Below are 18,303 nucleotides of genomic sequence, written 5' to 3' on the forward strand. Positions count from 1 at the left end.
TTACATCCCTCTCCAAAATGAACTTCGATACTATAAATTTCGTTTAGGTGCAATCTTAAAATTTTAGTTTAATAGCAATATGGTGAAACTCTATTCCATATAATATTGCTATTGCAGAAAAGTAAAACAAACTGGACAACCTAGATTTCAAACTGTAAGATTAGATGTTGGTGAAATTGGGCGGCAAAGCATATATAGAAAATAGGTGTTAATTTTGAAAATCAATAAAAAATTCGAACCAATAATTTTTAATATCTTTATGATTTTAGGTATATCTAGTATTATCTCTTTCGTCATGGTTTCAATGAATGTTGGATATACAGCTTTATTTCTCAAATCATGGATGAAAACATGGGGAATTGCTTTCGTACTTGCATTTTTAGCTTCTAAATTATTACCCTTTGTAGTTAAAAAGATAATGAAAATCTTCACTTTTGTTGAGAATGATGCTTAAGAATAAAGTGATGTACTACTCCGGTTCATTCCAATTAAAAGAGTTTATTATCACAAAAACTTAACCTAGTAAAATGTTTCAAATCGAAGGAAGACACCTTACAGGTTGTCTTTTCTTTATAAGTAAAAAAAGCCCACCTATTTCCGTAGGCGGGCTTTATCTTTATTACACAATATGAAAGTATACTCTCTTTTTCTCTGAAATTTTATGTAATTTTACATATTCATGAAAATAGAAGAATTAAAATATGCCAAAATAAAAAATGAGCTAAATCCCCTAAATAGCTATATAGAGATGAAGTTGTTATGACAACATATTTTCCACCTTCAACTTAGTTATCCTTAGAATGCTTTTCTACAAAATCAAGGATCCTAGCATTAACCTCGTTAGAGAACTCACCATTGATTGCGTGAGATGCATTTTTCCAATTAACTATATCAATATCTTTAACGTATTTTTTTCCAGTTTCAACTGCTTTTACCGAATTGTGCATTGTACTTTTTTCAGCCATAAGTGCAAGCACTGGAATATCAATACTTTTTAAGTCTTCTTTACTAAATAAATCAGGCGCTGGTGTTTTCAGTTTATAGTTACGCATACCCGACTCGATTAACTTAGCGATAGGCTCATCGTCACTTGCTTCTGCTCCTCCAGAAACATAGCTTAACATCTTTTCTCTTAAAAACTTAGGTACAATAGGAACGGAAGCTGGAATAGATGCCAGAATCATTTTTATGGATATTTGCGCAAATACAAAGACTGGATCTAATAAACTAGCCGTAGCAATATGCTCAGGATTATATCTGGCCAAGTTCATTGTTGTCCAACCTCCAATGGAGACACCTACGATATGCACTCTTTCTAAACCTAATCCTTCAATTACTTCATTTAACCATTTTGCTTGTTGTTTTTGGTTTTCAATCACCTTCGTTTGCACACTCATTCCAGGTTCACCTAGTAAATCTATCGTGTAAACAGGCCTTTTTTCTCTTAGACCTTCTAAATTAGGTACCCACATTGGAGTAGATGCACCACGTCCAGGGAGTAAGAGTATTGGTTCCTTATGTTTGTTTTCCTCTTTAGTAAAATAATAAGCACGAATTGTGCCATATTTCGTTTTTATATCTTTCGTATCGTTAGGTTTTGGAAGGAGTGCCATTGATTCATCGTAAGCAATTTGAAAATCTTCCTTCCCTTTTTCCGATATAAAGTGACCAATCTTATTATCATCTCTCTTCATTTGAATTCCTCCTTTCTACAAATATATGGATGAACTTTATCTATATATTCATCGTAATCATCCATTAACTTTTCATCTTCTTTAAGGCAAGACTCTTATTTAGAAAAAAGAATAGACACCCTAAGGTGCCTTCCTCCGACTTGAACCATCTTAATTTTAATAATATGTATTGGACTCCAGTCCAACTATTATTTTACCACGTTAAGTTGTTTTGTTTATTAAGAAATACAATGTTTTATTTACGCTAATCTTCTGTATTAGTTCATTTTGTAGTCCGTGCAGCGGTTAACAAGAAGATAATAGCATTGATGACACCTAAAATTCCCTGCTTAATCCACATAGATAATGCAGCATTTGTGCCAATGGCTAGAAAGATAAGCATTACTGTGTATCTATTGAATCTCAGTATAGACAACCTCCCAATGGGACTATATTTAAGGGAATTTCTTCATTTTTTTGTTCCGTAAAACATTGTACTTCCTAGTGAAGAGAAATTCAGTTTTACTTCTATAACTCGCCCTGTTTCCACTCTTTATTATGGATATCCAATCCTTCTTGACCAAAGAAATGGAGAATAAATTCTTTTTCATCACTATCCGGTTTTTTAGCTAGTTTAGATCCCTCCATACTTTTCTCTTTTCCTGAACGTAAATAATGAATTTCTTCAAAGTCTTTAACTACAGATTCGAACTCTCCACCATACCATTTGTTCAGAATAGATTCATATTTTGGTCTTTCATCATTATTAATAACATTTAAGTTGTTTTTTAAGTATTGAATGTTTTCTTTCGTCATTTGAAATCGCCCTACATCACGGGTACCGGAAACATGAAGATTATTCCCATTGAATGTGAGTTTTTGTAAAGACATATGTATCATCATATCATTTATAGTTTGCTCGTTTTGGATTTCACCAATCGACTGTGCCGCTTTAGAGAGTTCATCTTCACTTACTACATAACTATCTTTTTGCTGCTTTTGAATGGTTTGAACTTTCGGTTTTTCCTGCACCTTTTCTTCTTGTTTAGGTTTTGATTCAGTTGTAGTCTTCTCATTTGAGCTACAAGCAGCCATTCCCATAAGCAATGTACCGCATGTTAATGCCATTAGTAACTTTCGGTTCATTTTTTTCCGCCTATCTGCATTAGTTATTTTAAACAGTTTTTTTAATGTAAGATTTCTCATCTCATAGTAGCAAAGAATTTATCTATATATTGTCATGTTTTGTCGAAGAATAATAAAAAAACAACCTAGATCCCATAGGATCTAGGTTGCTTTTAATACGTAAACGTAATTGTCACTAAAGAATACCCTTCTTTCGCATTGTAAGGCTCCGCTTTATAAGAAACTCGATTTGTCCCTTGCGGATAATCGATTTCGCCAATTGCCTTTTTCACATCTTGCAGTGCACCATTCATTGATTGCTTGTACAGCACTTCAATTTTCTCTGGTTTCGCACTATAGCGCTGCTGCATTTTATTTTTTAATTCAGTATAGTTGTTTACGATATATTCATTTCCTAAATAGTTTAACTTTGTATCTTTTAATATTTGCTGATATGCAGGCGTTTTCGTACTACCTGCCGCAATTTTGTTTGTCAGTGTACTATAATAATTTGTTGTAGCTTGCGGATAGTCTCCGCGGTTCCACTCATGATTTCTTGCGATTTGTTCATCTGATAAATTGAAATACGAATACGTTACGCGGCCCTGTTCATCTGGAACCGGATCATCGAATGTTGTATCCAGGTGATACCATTTGTTTTCGATTTTCACTAAATTCCAAGCATGAGGTTGTCCGTCCCCAGTTCCTGTCACGAAATGATTTTCAATTCCTGCTTCTTTTAATAATTGATAAGTTAATAGTGCGTAACCTTGGCAAACCGCAGAACGATTTACTAGTGCTTCATATGCTGTGTAAGCTTTATAAGACGTATCATAAGAAACATGTTTTACTACGTAATCATGAATCGCCTTCACTTTTTCGTGATCATCCATTCCAACTTGAGTAATAGAAGAAACGATTGCTTTCGCTTGTTTCATGACATATTCCGTCTGTTCTTTCGTTTCACGATATGTAATCTTAAGTGTAAATGTATAATTTCCAGGTGATCCAGAAAGTCCATATGAAACATTCGATCTATTATTATTTGTATACTCATTTTTACTTGCAACTTCTTTATATGCGTTAAAAAGTGTATTCATCACTTCGTTTGTATTATTGTTTTTCGTTTTATATGGAAGTGTAATATTTGTCTCGTATGTATTAATACGCTTTTGTACTTCCTCTTTAAAAGCTGTTAATAATGCCGCATCTCCTGTGTCTTTCACATCAGCATTTTTATACTTCAAAGTTTTATATAAAAACTGCGCATACTGTTCACGTGTTACTGTGCCATACGGTTCAAAATTCCCGTTCCCTGTGCCATCTGCGATTCCATTTGACTGCACTGCACTAATTGCGTTTTCTGCCCAAAATGGATTTGGAACATCCTTAAAGGTATGTTTTTGTTTTGCCGCAAGATGGAAAGCATTTGTAAGAATTTGTGCCATTTCCGCACGACTCACAGAAGCTTTCGGTCTAAATTGGCCATTTTCATCACCTTTAAAAACTCCTAAATTCGTTAAAGTTAATACCTCTTCTGGAAACATTGTAGAACTTTGATTAATATCACCGTAAGGATTTTTAAACGTAGACCCATCCTTTAATACGTAACGAGTTCCATCATTACTAAACGAACCGCCTTGTTTATTCGGTACTAACACTCGATAAATTAAAGCCGCAACTTGCTCCCTTGTCGCAACATCTCCAAAACCAAATATCCCATTTCCATAACCGGAAATAATATTTTTACTCGCTAAATCTTTAATCGCAGGATATGACCAATGTGATGTCGGCACATCAGAAAAAACACCCACTTCAGCAGCTTTTACATCGCTACCATTTGTATATAACAACGCACCACCAATAAGTGATAATGATGTAATTGATTTTAATAGTTTTGTATACATAATGTCTTCTCCCAATACATTCTCTATTTTTGTTGGTTTATGTCGAAAAATCTAAAAATATGACAAAATATATTATACAATTAAAAGTTTTTGATGGATATATTGAATTTTAAAATATGCAAAAATTCATATTGTTATAAGGATTCATAGTAATATTATGTTATTTTACTTGCGAATATACAAATAAAAAAAACGCTCATTTGAGCGTTTCATCTATATACCTAATAATTACTTTTTCTTCACTTAGAACTCTTCTTCGGTAATAATCCTTTGATATAACAACTCTTTATACTTCAATATTTCTTCAACCCCACGGCTCTCCATGCGTATATTGTATAACACTTGTTGTATTGACCTCTGATTGGTCCGTTGAAACATTTACTCCATTTAATAGTATGACCGTAATTATTAATCCAATTGAACTGCTGATGATCCTTTTCATTTTAAAGCCCCTTTCTGAAAACCTTTTTCTTTTTCTTTATATCCTAAATAGAAGTATTCACTAGATTTTATTGAATTTCCTTCTTCATGATATTTAACCGCTAATTTTTCAGCATATTCCTGGACATATTGCCATAAACCTACTTCATTAAAGAAATAAATTCCTTTAGAAATGGCTAACTCTAATTCTTCAGCAGAAACATTCTCATTCATTTCTTTTAGAATTGTAAAATGATGTTCATATTCTTTTTGTTCCAGTTCATTACAAATTATTAATCCTTTTTCAATTAAGGACGCTGCAAGCTTTGTCTTTCCTAACTTTAAATTCTCTCTAGCTTCCAAAAAAATCGCTCTAAAGTGATTCGGAATTTTTTGTGATACTTCTGATAAGTAACGAAGTGCTAAATCAGATAGGTTTTGCTCTGCATACATAACCCCTAAACTATGTCGAACTCGTAACATTAGCTCCTCTTCATTCTGCTTTTTCAAAATATCCAGAGACGACATGAAATAAACTTCTGCTTGTTCAAATTCATTTAGCTTTACACATGCTAAACCCAGAACATTGTCACATGCTGCCACCTTCCTGCTATACCCGTACAGCCCTTCAAATGTATTCCTTGCTCTAGTTGCATATTGAATTACTAAAATAGGCTGGCAAACGTGATAATAATAGCTTGATAGCTTAAAGTTAAATTCTGCTTTTTCAATTGGATCCTGAATATTTCCCAACAAAGATTCTGCTATTCCATAATGCTTTTCAGCCACTTTAAAATCACCGTTTACTGTAGCATGAGAAGCCTTAAAGAAATGGTAATAATATAATAAAGATTCATCTGATGGAGCTTCATCTAACTTCATTTTTCTTAGATCATTCTTAGATATGTCAGATTGATGGGGATAAAACTCTGCACTTAACATTTTAAATCTAAAATCTACAAGTGAATAAAACTCTGTATTCTTTCGATCTTCTTCCATACTATTAACTTTTGTATCAATACTTTGTTTTAATTCCTTTGCCTTAGAGAAATTCTGTGAACGAATTTCTCTATACCACTCATGTAAAAGTAAATTGATTTCTTCCTTTTTTATTACATGTACACTCATATAGCCCCTTCTCCTTTGTCTATAGATTACTAACATAATAACAAAAATCTTCCAGCAAAACTTTTAATTTTCTGAATATTGTTGTTTCAAAAAAATTTCTCAATACAATCCCACCCTTTTGCTTCCGCCGGCGACGAGGAGTGGGGTTTTTGTTATCTTTTTCTAAAATTTGTTTCCTAAAAACATACGCAGAAATTTTACGTACAATGGTTTTCACAAATAATTTTAGAAGTTCAAACAAAACTCCATTAGAGATAGTTTTATAAAATTTTTCACCACTAGCCGTAAAAATATCTTATAATCTCTATATAACAAATTAATGTATTAGGGGTAGATAAAATGCCAGTTACACTCGAACTTATTCTTTTTATTCTTATAGCAATTAGTGCTGTTGGCTATTTAATAAAAGAATTTCAAAAAACTAGGAAACGAACACTTGGAATTTCACTAGAATTTTTAGTTCTTTTCTGGTCAATATGGAGAATATCAACTATTATAATCTAATTTATAAAACATAAATTCCTTCGAATGAAGTGAAACTCTAATCAGCGGGAGTTTTATGGGATAAATTTACCAGTATTTTTACCACAACATTCATGTTAAAATCCCTTGTGAGTACGACATAACTCGACCTTATGAAGCTCCGCAGCTTTTATCGCGGAGCTTTTTTTATTAAAATTAACGCTTTTGTTCACTTTTTTGATACATTTACGAAACATTCATATGTTACGTTATATAAGTCCTTTTTTAAATCTTATTCATTCTAGCAAAAAGTCCTAGTCCCCCTAGGGCTTTTTTGCATTCAAACAATGAGTTGTATTTTTTCTCAATAACCGAAACTACTTAACATGGTAAAATAATAATCGGACTGGCATTCAATACCATATTACAATGGATCAAATCGCAAAAAGGCACCTTAGGGTGTCTTTTTTATAGAGAATCAGTTTAAAAACTAAAAATAAAAGAACCTCAATAAATGAGGTTCAAAAAATCTACTATTTTAAATTACCTTCGTAAAAAGCAACTCCATTTTGAACATGTTTTAAGTACCACGTAATCGTCCCGCCACAAACATTTTCATTAAAGCTATTAGCATATACTCCATTTGAGTAATAAAGAGTTCTTTTGAATTTACCATTAGAATACTCATAAGGAATTGAGCATGTTGCTTGCTTCGGAGAGCTCACAGCTTTTTGCGTATCAGCTGAAGCTGCACCAATTCCCCCTGTTAATGCAATACCTGTTGCTACTGCTCCTACTACTAATTTCCTGAACATAATAAATCCCCCTTTAATAGTTTTTATAGCTTACAACTTAAATGTATCACTTTTGTAATTTATGTAAATATCTTGAATATGTAGAAATATTTATTTAATTATTGGTAATATTAGGATTTTATTTTATCAAATGGATAATAGAGGGATTAGAAAATCATGTAAAAATACAGATAAGTTTATATTAAATGAATGTGGTTCAAGTCGGCGAAAGGAACTTTTGGTGTCTTTTTTTGTACATAAAAAAATCTCACCATCTTATAGAAACGATAAGCCCTTTAAAACAATAATTGCAACTATATTAATTTTACATTACATTAAGGTTAGAGAATATCATACTAATAAAGTGTTAAATAGTAGGTGGGGAAAATGGAATTTAACGATTTGGGTATTACCATTAAAGAACTTAGAATTAAAAAAAATATATCACAATCCGACTTATGTCACGGAATATGTTCACAAAGTCAAATTAGTAAGATCGAAAAAGGTGTGATTTATCCATCTAGCATATTGTTATATCAATTATCAGAAAGACTTGGTATTAATCCAAATAATATATTTGCACTAACTCAAAACAAAAAATTAAAATATATAGAAAATGTAAAATTTGTAATAAAAGATTGCTTAAAACAAAAACAATATAAAGAACTTTATGAAATAGTAAAAAAAGAGAAAAACTTAAATAATTTTCAAACAAAAGAAGAGAAACAATTTCTAATATGGCATGAAGCAATTGCTATATTTATGGTGGATAAATCATTAAAAACTGCTTTAGATTTTTTAAATAATGCATTAAAACTGACTTTAACTAATTCTGATTTTTTATCAGAAAGAGAAATAGATATTATGCAAACAATGGCTATATTTTATGCGGAAAATAAAGAATATGAAAAAAGTATTAATATATTAAAAAGATGTTTAAGTAATTTTAATAAGTTAGATTTTCCTAGAGATAAAGAAATTAAGTTGAAAATCATGTTAAATTTAGCAAAATCTTTGGACTTCACATATCAACATGAAGAGGCAATAAAATACATTGATAAGGGCATCAAATTAGCAATTAATCTAAATACGTTATACCTATTAGGTGAACTATTCTATTTAAAAGGTCAGTTGTTATTAAAAATTAAACAACATAATGTAGAAGATGTTATTTATAACTGGAAAAAAGCATTATTTATATTTGAACTAACAGAAAAAGAATATTATACAAAAATGCTACCAGATGAACTTATTGAATTACAAAATAAAAAACACTCATAATTTCGTAAAAACTACTTACAAATCCCACAGAAAAAATCCCTATAGCTTTTAAACTTAGAACGATAATATTAAAATAATTTAAGTCGGCAGAAGGCACCTTTTGGTGTCTTTTCTTTATTTTTACAAGGACCTGCTCAATTAATTCTTAAAAACATAATAGGAAACATTGTTTTATTTATCCCATTTTCATTCATGCTATATATAAAATTCGTTAATAAATCCACCTCAAACATACCTATATGCATAGGAGTATGTTTGAGGTGGAACTCCTTCAAATACTAGTTCCTTTTATAAGCCGTTTTTTTGATGTAGATGACATTATTCTCAATACAATAGAATGAATTATTGGAACATATTTAGCAATATATATCAAAAAACAATATTAAGAAACCCCCTCCACCTTAAGGTAGAAGGGATCTTTTAATTTCTATTTCAAACTACCTAAAATTTCCGTAAAGATAACCCCAAGCGTATGTGCACCTGCATCTGGATATCCTAAACTTCTTTCACCAACTACCGCTCCTCTGCCGAATGATCTTTCAACGATAGATTATATGCCTTGAAGTGCTACTTGCAACATTCAATTCAGATATATGACAGTAAAGAATACATCATCACGGTGTCAGCAAGCAAAAGTGTATTCTGCATTTCTGAAAACAGTAGATGGCAGATTATGACCTACTGAATCTGCTAAGAAAGAATATACAAGAACATCCTTAACATCCTCTTTATTTCCACTAATGATGACATCAAGAAAATCTTCTATTTGGAATTCTGGAGTAAATAACACAATCTTAGTTGTTCTGTTTGGTTCTAAAGAAACAAAAGTACGAGAGATTTCAACTAATTCATTTTGAGTTGGGAAAAAAGTGTTTCGACTTCTCTTAACAGTTACCGTCACATTACTAGTATGGCAACGCGAATCATTGTTTAGCATAATGTTGAGAGCAGTTGGAATAATCCCATTTTCAGAGACTGGAACTCGGAACACTCCAGTAGATTTATGGGCCATATAATCACATCCTTTCAAAATAAAATATATTTACAATATATTAGATGCAAAAAACGTTCATTTTGATATGGACAAATTACATGATTAATATATCTATAATAACCCTCGGTATTACTAAGCCAATGTTTTAAAAGATTAACAAATATCGCGAGAACCAATCGAATGTATATTAAAAGTAAAAAGAATAAGTTGTCTAAAAGACCCCCTATTTTGAGCCAATAATGAGACATTATGTTAATCTTATATGTATAGCTGCACAAAATTGAGAAACTTAAGGAGACAGATAAATTTTATGAGAAAATTATCTATATTACTTACTTTCATTCTAGTATTAGTCAGTGTTACGGCTGCTTGCACACAAGATAAAACAGATAGTGCCGTTGAAAATGGTCCAATAGAAGAACCAACCGCAAAAAATGAAAATGAAGAATTAATAAATTTTGAAGAAAAAGAAGAGATGAGCCGCTTGGAACAAGGCATTTTATTAGTTGGCGAGAGTGTTAAGGGAGGCTATTACTTGGCCGCTGTTCAAAGTGCATATTTAAATGCTAGCAACGATTCCGTCATTGTTAATGTCTCTGTAAAAAATGTACGAGGTCAAACGATTGGACTATCAGAATTAAAATATAACTTAAAAGATGAAAAAGACGGAAAAATCTATAAAGGAAAGGTGCTTGATCAAAACCCTTCTGATATACAAGTTAAACCAAATGAAACGGTAGAATTGAAAATAGCTTTTGAAGTACCACATACCGTAGATGAATATATGTTTTATATTGAAAGCTCTTTAGACCCTCTACAAACATACTGGAAAATTGATAAGCTACAATCACAAACAAACTAAGTCTAAAATAAGCAAAAAGCAATGAAAAATTTGATATAGATACAAATGAATACTATATAAACGTAAGACCATCGATTTAATGAATCGTTGGTCTTTTTCAAAAAATGCCCCATTAAAAACTAAGAGATAAAAAAGAACTAATCTCTAGAAGAGATTAGCTCAATATATCCAAAGCTATTATGGTACATAGTTTTATGAGCAAACGTTATATAATGTTGTATGGGATACATAACCTGTCATCCCTTTATATGTAACTTTTAACCACTGTTTAGAATTACTGTAATGACCTTGAACATATTCACCAGTTACCCATGTTCCAGTAATTTTCGTACCATCATTAAATGTATGTAAGACAGGTGAATTGACAGTATAACCACTGCGCATCTTTGCACCATATACACCTACCGTACCTCCCTTTGCACAAGCTGCTACTACTGTTTCATTTTCAGTAGCATTCGTAGCCGCGAAAGCAGAGCCGTTAAATGTAAATAAAGTAAATATAAAAGCTGTTAGTACTGTACAAATAGATAAACGACGTAACAAAATAAATTCCCCCTTTTTTTATAATTTACTTCTTCACAAATGATTATCTTAAATATTCTAACTATTTTCAATATATTAATGTTGAGAAATATTAGTTGTATTTTTGAAATAAGATTTTATCAAAAATAGTAACAAACTCATATTTTACAGGGAGAGCACCGAAAGAAGCCTTCTACATATCAACTATATAAAAGTCCCTCCACCTTAAGGCAGAGGGACTTGCTAATTCCTATTTCAAACTACCCGCAATCTCCGTAAAGATAACTCCAAGCGCATGTGCACCTGCATCAGGGTATCCTAAACTTCTTTCGCCAACTGTACCAGCGCGATCCTTTAAGCAGCTACTGGCAAAAAGGTTTTTTTAGTGTGGGATGAAGTTGGTATTTTTAAATTTAATGATACTGAACAAATTACTGATATGTGGTACATATGTGAAGAAATCAAATTGGCCATGGAAATAGGCTTTAGACTAGACAAATAAAAGTTGATTGATATTGTTAAAAAACAAAAAAACTCTAACTAATTCGTCATGGCGATTTAGTTAGAGTTTTTTTGTTTGAAGTATTCACGAGTATCTACCCTTATCTTTTCAGGTAAAACAATATCAAGTTCTTTATCTAACCATGCAAGAGTCTTTTTACGAAGAAACTCACGCATGTGTTCTTCCGCTTCAAGCATTACTAAGTTAATTGTACAAGAAGAATTGCTAGGTTCACAAGAATTACAAACCTCATCTCGATATAGTACACCATTCTGTACAATATTTTTACATTGAAAAATAGGTTTTGGGCCTTCGACAGCTTCTATTACATCCCAAAAAGAAATATCTTCTGGAGACTTAGCTAACCTATATCCTCCCTTTACACCTGGGACAGAATTCACAATGTCAGCTTTAGATAATTTACCGAAAACTTTTGAAAGGAATGTTTCAGAAAGTCCTTGAAACTCTGCCAAATCCTTTATTCCAACACTTTCCTTGGAAGGAGCATTGATTAAATAAACTAGGCAATGCAAGGCATATTCAACCCCAACACTATATTGCATATACAAATCACCTGCTTTTTATTTTAAGGGTTATCAAATTGTATCTTAGGACCATTTAGAATTTTAGTCAAATAAAAAAAGGCTCTTTTAGAATAGTATGTATTTCATTGACAAAAATAATTTCGGAGTTTATATTAAAGACAACATTAATCGTCGATTAATGTTGTCGACGATTAAAACATAAAAACTTTTAAAAAGGGGAAATACAAATGAACAAAACACTTATCATAAACGCACATCCAAAAGTGGATGATACATCATCGGTCAGCATTAAAGTTCTTAACCACTTTTTAGTATCTTATAAAGAATTAATTCCTAATAATGAAACGATTGAACAGATTAATTTATACGATGATGTAGTACCAATGATAGATAAAACTGTTTTAAGCGCATGGGAAAAGCAAGGAAATGGACAGCAGTTAACTGATGAAGAACAAAAAGTAACAGAGCGTATGTCCGAAATTTTACAACAATTCAAAAGTGCAAATACGTATGTAATCGTATTACCTTTGCACAACTTTAATATTCCATCAAAGTTAAAAGATTACATGGACAATATCATGATTGCACGTGAAACATTTAAATATACTGAAACTGGATCAGTGGGATTACTTAAAGATGGAAGAAGAATGCTTGTTATACAAGCAAGTGGAGGAATCTATACAAATGATGATTGGTATACAGAAGTGGAATACTCTCATAAATATTTAAAAGCAATGTTTAATTTCCTTGGTATTGAAGATTATCAAATTGTTCGTGCACAAGGAACAGCAGTACTAGATCCAAATGAAGTATTACAAAATGCATATAAAGAAGTTGAAGAAGCTGCTTCTAGATTGGCTAACAAATAAATTTTTTCACTGGAAGAATGATAGTTATAAATAAAGAACCCCTCCACCACAAGGCAGAGGGGATCTTCTCATTCCTATTTCAAACTACCAGCAATCTCCGTAAAGATAACTCCAAGCGCATGTGCACCTGCATCTGGATAGCCTAAGCTTCTTTCACCAACTGTACCGGCGCGGCCCATGCGAGCTACGATTTCTTTCGTATACTCTGCTCCTTTAACCGCTGCTTCGGCTCCTTTTTCGAAGGCAGTTTTCATGTCTTCTTCGTTTGAAGCGCTATCTAACCAAGAATCTACACATGGAGCAAGTGCGTCGACTAATGTTTTGTCACCAACTACCGCTCCTCTACCGAATGATCTTTCACCGATAGATTGTATGCCTTGCAGTGCTGCTTGTAACATTTCAGCGAATTCTTTCACTGTTAGCTCACGCTTCTCGCCTGCTGCTTTACTAGCTGCGCGGAATGCTCCGCCCCAAATTGGACCAGAAGCGCCGCCGCAATGTTCCATAATAATCATCGAACAACCGTCAAGGAATGATCCAATCGTTACATTTTCTTGTTCTACAATCGAATGCCACTCACGTTTTAATTGCTTAAATCCTTTTGCAACACTCATTCCGAAGTCGCCGTCACCTGCATGTGTATCTAACTCACAAAACGGTACTTCATTTTTAATAATAATATCGCTCATTTTATCAACGAGATAAATTATGTTGTTTAATGTGATGACATTATTTTTAATCACAGCGTGCTCTTCCGCTGTTTCTAGTTCAAAGGAAACTTCCTTCTCTTCTGTTTCTTCAAGTACATTCACGTACTCTACACTTTCAACTGGTCCATCTACTTTAAACGCTGGTGTATTACATTCTTTTGATAGTAATGTTTTTAGCTCGTCATCTAACTTCATTACCGTTAAAGACATACCAGCCATATCAATACTTGTCATATAGTTACCGACGAATACTCTATTAATTTTAATGTTTCTTGCAGCTAGTTCTCTCGTAACGGCGTTGTTAAATAAGTAAAGTTCTTGCAGTGGTGTTCCGCCAAAACCGTTAACTAGAAGTGCGATTTCCTCGCCATCTTTTACTCCTAAATCTTTCATTAAATCATTTGTCATACGGTTAGCTAATTCATCAGCCGACAGCATTTTTTCACGCTTAATTCCTGGTTCGCCGTGAATACCTACGCCGTATTCCATTTCATCTTCCGCAAGTGTGAAAGTAGGTGATCCGCTCGCTGGAACTGTACAAGACGTTAACGCTAAACCGATTGTGCGCACGTTAGTCGCTGCTTTTTCTGCTACAGCTTTCACCGCTCCTAAATCCATACCTGCTTCCGCTGCTGCGCCGGCAATTTTATGAACTAAAATAACTCCCGCAACGCCGCGGCGTCCTACTGTATATAGGCTATCTTCTACCGCAATATCATCGTCCACTTTTACGTAGTCGACTTCAATTCCATCTTCCGTCGCTAAATGCGCACCGTTTTTGAAATTCATAATATCGCCGCTATAATTTTTAATAATTAATAACGTACCTTTTTTACTAGCTGTCTCTTTAATCGCTTGGTAAACTTGAATTTGCGAAGGAGAAGCAAACACATCTCCGCACACTGCCGCATCTAACATTCCTTTTCCGACTAATCCTGCATGTGCCGGCTCATGGCCACTACCGCCGCCGCTAATTAATGTTACTTTATTTTCGTTCATTTCTTTCTTCTTAATGACTTTATATTTTTTCAAAAGCTCAAGCTCTGGGTGAGCCATAACCATTCCGTTGCACATTTCCATTACTAATGTTTCTGGTTTGTTTATAATCTTTTTCATTGTAGTTCTCCCTCAATTCCTTTAATATATTGTGATATATTTGAAATCTTCTTCTTACTACTCATGTTAAAATGAAAGCGTTTTATAGTAAACGGACAAAATGGACAATCTGTCTAAAGACACCGCTCTCATTTATGGGTAGGATTTTTATATTAATAACATTCTAGGGATGATTTAGATGACCTCTTCTATAATTTCTAAAAAGATAATCGCGAACTCATTGAAGTATTTAATGGAAACAGAGTCGTTTCATAAAATATCAGTGAGCGATATTATGTTACACTGTCAAATGCGTAGGCAAACTTTTTATTATCATTTTAAAGATAAATTTGAACTATTAAGCTGGATTTATAGAGAAGAAACGAAAGAAAATATTATAGACTTTCTCGATTATGAAAAATGGGAAAACATTTTCGATTTATTATTTGATTACTTTTATGAAAATCAAAAATTTTACCGAAATGCTTTTAAAGTCATTGAGCAAAACTCGTTTAATCACTATTTATTTGAGCATACGAAAAACTTATATATGAAGATTATTGATGAATTATCTGTGAGCTGTGGATTCAGCCTTTCTGATGAGACCAAAAATACGATTGCCTCCTTTTATAGTCACGGCTTCGTTGGAACGATAAAAGATTGGATTGAAAGCAAGTGCGAAGTAGATCCATCCGTTATGTCTTCTCTTATGAAAAATATGATAAACAATCAATTACTACTATTACTTGAGCAATCAGCAAAGTAATTAAAGGGTGGCAAAAGCAATGAAAAAGATTATGAATGATGTACAAAATATCGTTCAAGATATGCTGCATGGCTTTTATTTTGAACATAACGACAAAGTAAATTACGATGAAACAAATAACATCATTTATGTAAAAGATATCGAAAAAATGAAGCAAGACGTCGCTATTATAAGCGGCGGTGGTAGCGGACATGAACCTGCTGATATTGGTTATGTAGGAAAAGGTATGCTTACAGCGGCAGTAAACGGCAATATTTTCACTCCGCCTACAGTGGAACAAATTGTAGCGGCAACCCGCCTCATACCAAAAGATAAAAGTATACTATTCATCATCAAAAACTTTAAAGATGACGTAGAAAACTTTCTAGCAGCAAAGCAAATTGCTCAAGAAGAAGGAAGAAAAGTTGACCATATCATCGTAAATGACGATGTTTCAATTGAAGATGATGCTTCCTTTAATAAAAGAAGACGCGGCGTCGCTGGTACTGTTTTCGTTCAAAAAATACTTGGTGCGGCCGCTCTTGAAGGTCACTCTTTAGAAGAACTAACAACAATTGGCCGTTCTGTTACAGAAAACTTACACACATTAGGAGTTGCTCTTTCACCTGCAAACGATCCAGTGAAAGGAAAAGCTTCCTTCACATTAACCGAAGATGAAGTCTTTTACGGCGTCGGTATTCACGGCGAAAAAGGTTACCGCAAAGAAGCACTATCCTCTTCTGAAATATTAGCGATCGAACTAATGAACAAACTAAAAAGCATTTATCGCTGGAGAAAAGGTGACAACTTCGCTATTCTCATTAATGGATTAGGTGCGACACCATTAATGGAACAATACATTTTCGCAAATGACATTCGTCGTTTGTGTGAATTGGAAGGCTTACAAGTTACATTCGTAAAGGTTGGTACGTTGTTAACTTCTTTAGATATGAAGGGTGTTTCGCTCAGTTTGCTTAAGGTAGAGGATTTGGATTGGGTGAAGTGGTTGAAGGCAGATGTTAGAGTGGGTAATTGGTAAGTAAAAATCATGATGATAAAAGCCTTTAACTATAACAAGTTAAAGGCTTTTTACAAATTGAAATATCGCACGAGCGTTCAAAAAAAATTCGTAATCACCTCACTGAATGATGACAGGTCTTCCAAATAAAGCTGGATGATAAATTAACATCGCCCCTACAAATGAACACACTAAACAAAAAACAGCCTCGTATTTTATAACTAGAGAAGAGTTGATATCAAGCTTTTTCCCCTCTCTTCTTAATATCATTTTAAAAGCTCTATATAATAAATATCCAATAATCGCCCCGAGAGTGTTCGTAAATAAATCATCAATATCTGTAATTCTATTATTAAGTAATTGATTTAACTCAATTGCCAATGAAAAAAGAAATCCTGCACATACGGTGTTTTTCATTTTTCTAAAGTGCGGCCAAATCATCGGTAATAAAAAACCTAACGGCATAAACAGTACAATGTTCAAAAGATACGTAGTACTACCTGCCGTATCAAATAGAGTCAAATTGATTTGACTTACACGAATCCACGTTTCATATCTACTTATATCCCATACAGTCGCGATTTGCGTCACCTTATACACTAACGAAAGATAGAACAGAAAAACATACACCCACAAAAAATGCCGAATAGATATAGTTCTTTTCGCTTTAAAATAAACTCCAATTTGAAACACAATACAAAACATAATAGTAAAGAAATAAGTATACAAATAACTAATCAAAACTCCTGTATCCATGTAGAATCCCCTAACTTTACATTTTCATCTATGACTTTGTCTTTTTTAGTCTCCTTCATGATGTAACTCATTTATAGGATAGGAAAAACTTTTAAAATAAAGAGTGGGGTAAATATAAAATTTTTTTTAAATCTTCAGTTGGGTTTTATTATTACTCTTCTTAGGCATCCGCCATTGATAGCTAGGCAACAACATGCTTAAACCTAACAATACTATCATTTTTGCACGTAATCCTCGTAGTACTTTAACCGATAAAGCATATATAAAATCATGTGACTCGTTTGTTCAGTTAAAACATGAAATTAATAAATATATGACGTACTATAATCACTCTTGCTATCAATGGAATTTAAAGAAGATGACTTCTGTTTGCATACAGAAATCATCTTTTTTAGGTTGCCTAACTTTTTTTAAAATGTCCTTTACAAAGGGTACAGATCAAGAGCACCTTATTCCTATTCGAGGGGATCAACTAGACCTTCTTCCCTTAAAATCACACAAACCCATTTACAAATCTATAAAAGTAGATATAATATCCTTATGGAACCTTCATTAATTTATAAAGCATTGTCAAATGAAACAAGATGTCAAATTCTATCATGGTTAAAAAATCCAGAAAACCATTTCGACGAAAAACCTTATTTAGAACAAGGGATTAATTTTCAGATTGGAGTGTGTGTAGGAGATATTCAGCTTAAAACTGGCTTAGCCCAATCGGTTATTTCTAGTTATTTATTAACTATGAAAAAGGCAGGACTACTAGACTCTGACCGAATTGGAAAATGGACATATTATCGTCGAAATGAAAAAACAATACAAGCGTTTTCTGAATACGTTCAAAATGAATTATAAAGTAAAAGCAAATAATCAACCTACCATTGATTATTTGCTTTCA

At 32.9% G+C, this 18,303-nt stretch carries 19 protein-coding genes and 2 pseudogenes; 8 read left to right on the forward strand and 13 right to left on the reverse strand.

Annotation, left to right across the window (positions count from 1 at the left end; genetic code table 11):
- Positions 1 to 214 precede the first annotated feature (214 nt).
- On the forward strand, positions 215 to 454 hold the full coding sequence (locus BUA87_RS12490; RefSeq protein ID WP_000700210.1) for a DUF2798 domain-containing protein: 240 nt from the start codon (positions 215 to 217) through the stop codon (positions 452 to 454).
- Between the two features lie 331 nt (positions 455 to 785).
- Here BUA87_RS12490 and BUA87_RS12495 read toward each other — a convergent pair whose 3' ends face one another.
- From BUA87_RS12495 to BUA87_RS12525, 6 genes are all read right to left on the reverse strand, one after another.
- The gene (locus BUA87_RS12495; protein WP_072939823.1) at positions 786 to 1,694 is read right to left on the reverse strand and encodes an alpha/beta fold hydrolase; all 909 of its coding nucleotides are present in this window, start codon (positions 1,692 to 1,694) and stop codon (positions 786 to 788) included.
- 507 nt (positions 1,695 to 2,201) lie between these two features.
- Positions 2,202 to 2,819, reverse strand: coding sequence for a DUF6241 domain-containing protein (locus BUA87_RS12500; RefSeq protein WP_016513184.1), 618 nt, complete (start codon positions 2,817 to 2,819; stop codon positions 2,202 to 2,204).
- 152 nt (positions 2,820 to 2,971) lie between these two features.
- Entirely contained in the window at positions 2,972 to 4,705 is a 1,734-nt protein-coding gene (locus BUA87_RS12505; protein ID WP_072939825.1) for an S-layer homology domain-containing protein, read from the reverse strand.
- A gap of 304 nt (positions 4,706 to 5,009) precedes the next feature.
- Positions 5,010 to 5,147 (reverse strand): Phr family secreted Rap phosphatase inhibitor, encoded by a 138-nt coding sequence (locus BUA87_RS12510; RefSeq protein ID WP_000821342.1) that lies wholly within the window; start codon positions 5,145 to 5,147, stop codon positions 5,010 to 5,012.
- On the reverse strand, positions 5,144 to 6,253 hold the full coding sequence (locus BUA87_RS12515; protein ID WP_000110731.1) for a response regulator aspartate phosphatase: 1,110 nt from the start codon (positions 6,251 to 6,253) through the stop codon (positions 5,144 to 5,146). The genes BUA87_RS12510 and BUA87_RS12515 overlap by 4 nt, the downstream gene beginning before the upstream one ends.
- 995 nt (positions 6,254 to 7,248) lie before the next feature.
- On the reverse strand, positions 7,249 to 7,530 hold the full coding sequence (locus BUA87_RS12525; protein WP_000488870.1) for an LCI fold-containing protein: 282 nt from the start codon (positions 7,528 to 7,530) through the stop codon (positions 7,249 to 7,251).
- A gap of 366 nt (positions 7,531 to 7,896) precedes the next feature.
- Here BUA87_RS12525 and BUA87_RS12530 point away from each other — a divergent pair, with 366 nt between their 5' ends.
- On the forward strand, positions 7,897 to 8,790 hold the full coding sequence (locus BUA87_RS12530) for a helix-turn-helix domain-containing protein (protein WP_000395459.1): 894 nt from the start codon (positions 7,897 to 7,899) through the stop codon (positions 8,788 to 8,790).
- Positions 8,791 to 9,217: 427 nt separating this feature from the next.
- Here the strand turns inward: BUA87_RS12530 and BUA87_RS12540 are convergent, their stop codons facing one another.
- Positions 9,218 to 9,337 (reverse strand): DAK2 domain-containing protein, encoded by a 120-nt coding sequence (locus BUA87_RS12540; protein ID WP_071713771.1) that lies wholly within the window; start codon positions 9,335 to 9,337, stop codon positions 9,218 to 9,220.
- 75 nt (positions 9,338 to 9,412) lie between these two features.
- Entirely contained in the window at positions 9,413 to 9,802 is a 390-nt protein-coding gene (locus BUA87_RS12545; protein ID WP_000940659.1) for a hypothetical protein, read from the reverse strand.
- A gap of 292 nt (positions 9,803 to 10,094) precedes the next feature.
- On the opposite strand from BUA87_RS12545, the gene BUA87_RS12550 reads away from it, so the two are divergent.
- Positions 10,095 to 10,646: a DUF4352 domain-containing protein gene (locus BUA87_RS12550; protein WP_001228903.1), complete on the forward strand. Its 552-nt coding sequence runs from the start codon at positions 10,095 to 10,097 to the stop codon at positions 10,644 to 10,646.
- 192 nt (positions 10,647 to 10,838) lie between these two features.
- Here BUA87_RS12550 and BUA87_RS12555 read toward each other — a convergent pair whose 3' ends face one another.
- From BUA87_RS12555 to BUA87_RS12565, 3 genes and pseudogenes are all read right to left on the reverse strand, one after another.
- On the reverse strand, positions 10,839 to 11,189 hold the full coding sequence (locus BUA87_RS12555) for an SH3 domain-containing protein (protein ID WP_000946192.1): 351 nt from the start codon (positions 11,187 to 11,189) through the stop codon (positions 10,839 to 10,841).
- Between the two features lie 229 nt (positions 11,190 to 11,418).
- Positions 11,419 to 11,517 (reverse strand): annotated as a pseudogene (locus tag BUA87_RS12560) (DAK2 domain-containing protein); the annotation flags it as partial.
- A gap of 209 nt (positions 11,518 to 11,726) precedes the next feature.
- Entirely contained in the window at positions 11,727 to 12,233 is a 507-nt protein-coding gene (locus tag BUA87_RS12565) for an RrF2 family transcriptional regulator (protein WP_001200331.1), read from the reverse strand.
- 209 nt (positions 12,234 to 12,442) lie between these two features.
- Here BUA87_RS12565 and BUA87_RS12570 point away from each other — a divergent pair, with 209 nt between their 5' ends.
- Complete coding sequence (locus BUA87_RS12570) at positions 12,443 to 13,084, forward strand: FMN-dependent NADH-azoreductase (RefSeq protein WP_065228397.1); 642 nt, start codon at positions 12,443 to 12,445, stop codon at positions 13,082 to 13,084.
- A gap of 74 nt (positions 13,085 to 13,158) precedes the next feature.
- Here the strand turns inward: BUA87_RS12570 and dhaK are convergent, their stop codons facing one another.
- Positions 13,159 to 14,910 (reverse strand): dihydroxyacetone kinase subunit DhaK, encoded by a 1,752-nt coding sequence (dhaK, locus tag BUA87_RS12575; protein ID WP_072939828.1) that lies wholly within the window; start codon positions 14,908 to 14,910, stop codon positions 13,159 to 13,161.
- Between the two features lie 178 nt (positions 14,911 to 15,088).
- On the opposite strand from dhaK, the gene dhaS reads away from it, so the two are divergent.
- Together dhaS and dhaQ are read left to right on the forward strand one after the other, a co-directional pair.
- Positions 15,089 to 15,655 (forward strand): dihydroxyacetone kinase transcriptional activator DhaS, encoded by a 567-nt coding sequence (gene dhaS, locus BUA87_RS12580; RefSeq protein WP_000204213.1) that lies wholly within the window; start codon positions 15,089 to 15,091, stop codon positions 15,653 to 15,655.
- A 19-nt stretch (positions 15,656 to 15,674) separates the two neighbouring features.
- Entirely contained in the window at positions 15,675 to 16,673 is a 999-nt protein-coding gene (gene dhaQ / locus BUA87_RS12585) for a DhaKLM operon coactivator DhaQ (RefSeq protein WP_000723360.1), read from the forward strand.
- Positions 16,674 to 16,772: 99 nt separating this feature from the next.
- Here the strand turns inward: dhaQ and BUA87_RS12590 are convergent, their stop codons facing one another.
- Positions 16,773 to 17,408, reverse strand: coding sequence for a VanZ family protein (locus BUA87_RS12590; protein ID WP_000379422.1), 636 nt, complete (start codon positions 17,406 to 17,408; stop codon positions 16,773 to 16,775).
- 244 nt (positions 17,409 to 17,652) lie between these two features.
- Between BUA87_RS12590 and BUA87_RS30935 the strand changes: the two are divergent.
- A pseudogene (locus tag BUA87_RS30935) lies at positions 17,653 to 17,803 on the forward strand (IS3 family transposase); the annotation flags it as partial.
- A 145-nt stretch (positions 17,804 to 17,948) separates the two neighbouring features.
- Entirely contained in the window at positions 17,949 to 18,260 is a 312-nt protein-coding gene (locus BUA87_RS12600; RefSeq protein WP_000433732.1) for an ArsR/SmtB family transcription factor, read from the forward strand.
- Positions 18,261 to 18,303 lie beyond the last annotated feature (43 nt).

Source organism: Bacillus sp. bc15 (genome assembly GCF_900142585.1).
Classification (GTDB): Bacteria; Bacillota; Bacilli; order Bacillales; family Bacillaceae_G; genus Bacillus_A; species Bacillus_A cereus.

Coding starts and splice junctions, on each gene's coding strand:
- BUA87_RS12505 (WP_072939825.1), bottom strand. CDS start 4,705: ATGTATACAAAACTATTAAAATCAATTACATCATTATCACTTATTGGT.
- BUA87_RS12545 (WP_000940659.1), bottom strand. CDS start 9,802: ATGGCCCATAAATCTACTGGAGTGTTCCGAGTTCCAGTCTCTGAAAAT.
- BUA87_RS12600 (WP_000433732.1), top strand. CDS start 17,949: ATGGAACCTTCATTAATTTATAAAGCATTGTCAAATGAAACAAGATGT.
- dhaQ (WP_000723360.1), top strand. CDS start 15,675: ATGAAAAAGATTATGAATGATGTACAAAATATCGTTCAAGATATGCTG.
- BUA87_RS12495 (WP_072939823.1), bottom strand. CDS start 1,694: ATGAAGAGAGATGATAATAAGATTGGTCACTTTATATCGGAAAAAGGG.
- dhaK (WP_072939828.1), bottom strand. CDS start 14,910: ATGAAAAAGATTATAAACAAACCAGAAACATTAGTAATGGAAATGTGC.
- BUA87_RS12525 (WP_000488870.1), bottom strand. CDS start 7,530: ATGTTCAGGAAATTAGTAGTAGGAGCAGTAGCAACAGGTATTGCATTA.
- BUA87_RS12590 (WP_000379422.1), bottom strand. CDS start 17,408: ATGGATACAGGAGTTTTGATTAGTTATTTGTATACTTATTTCTTTACT.
- BUA87_RS12500 (WP_016513184.1), bottom strand. CDS start 2,819: ATGAACCGAAAGTTACTAATGGCATTAACATGCGGTACATTGCTTATG.
- BUA87_RS12570 (WP_065228397.1), top strand. CDS start 12,443: ATGAACAAAACACTTATCATAAACGCACATCCAAAAGTGGATGATACA.
- BUA87_RS12550 (WP_001228903.1), top strand. CDS start 10,095: ATGAGAAAATTATCTATATTACTTACTTTCATTCTAGTATTAGTCAGT.
- BUA87_RS12530 (WP_000395459.1), top strand. CDS start 7,897: ATGGAATTTAACGATTTGGGTATTACCATTAAAGAACTTAGAATTAAA.
- dhaS (WP_000204213.1), top strand. CDS start 15,089: ATGACCTCTTCTATAATTTCTAAAAAGATAATCGCGAACTCATTGAAG.
- BUA87_RS12515 (WP_000110731.1), bottom strand. CDS start 6,253: ATGAGTGTACATGTAATAAAAAAGGAAGAAATCAATTTACTTTTACAT.
- BUA87_RS12510 (WP_000821342.1), bottom strand. CDS start 5,147: ATGAAAAGGATCATCAGCAGTTCAATTGGATTAATAATTACGGTCATA.
- BUA87_RS12565 (WP_001200331.1), bottom strand. CDS start 12,233: ATGCAATATAGTGTTGGGGTTGAATATGCCTTGCATTGCCTAGTTTAT.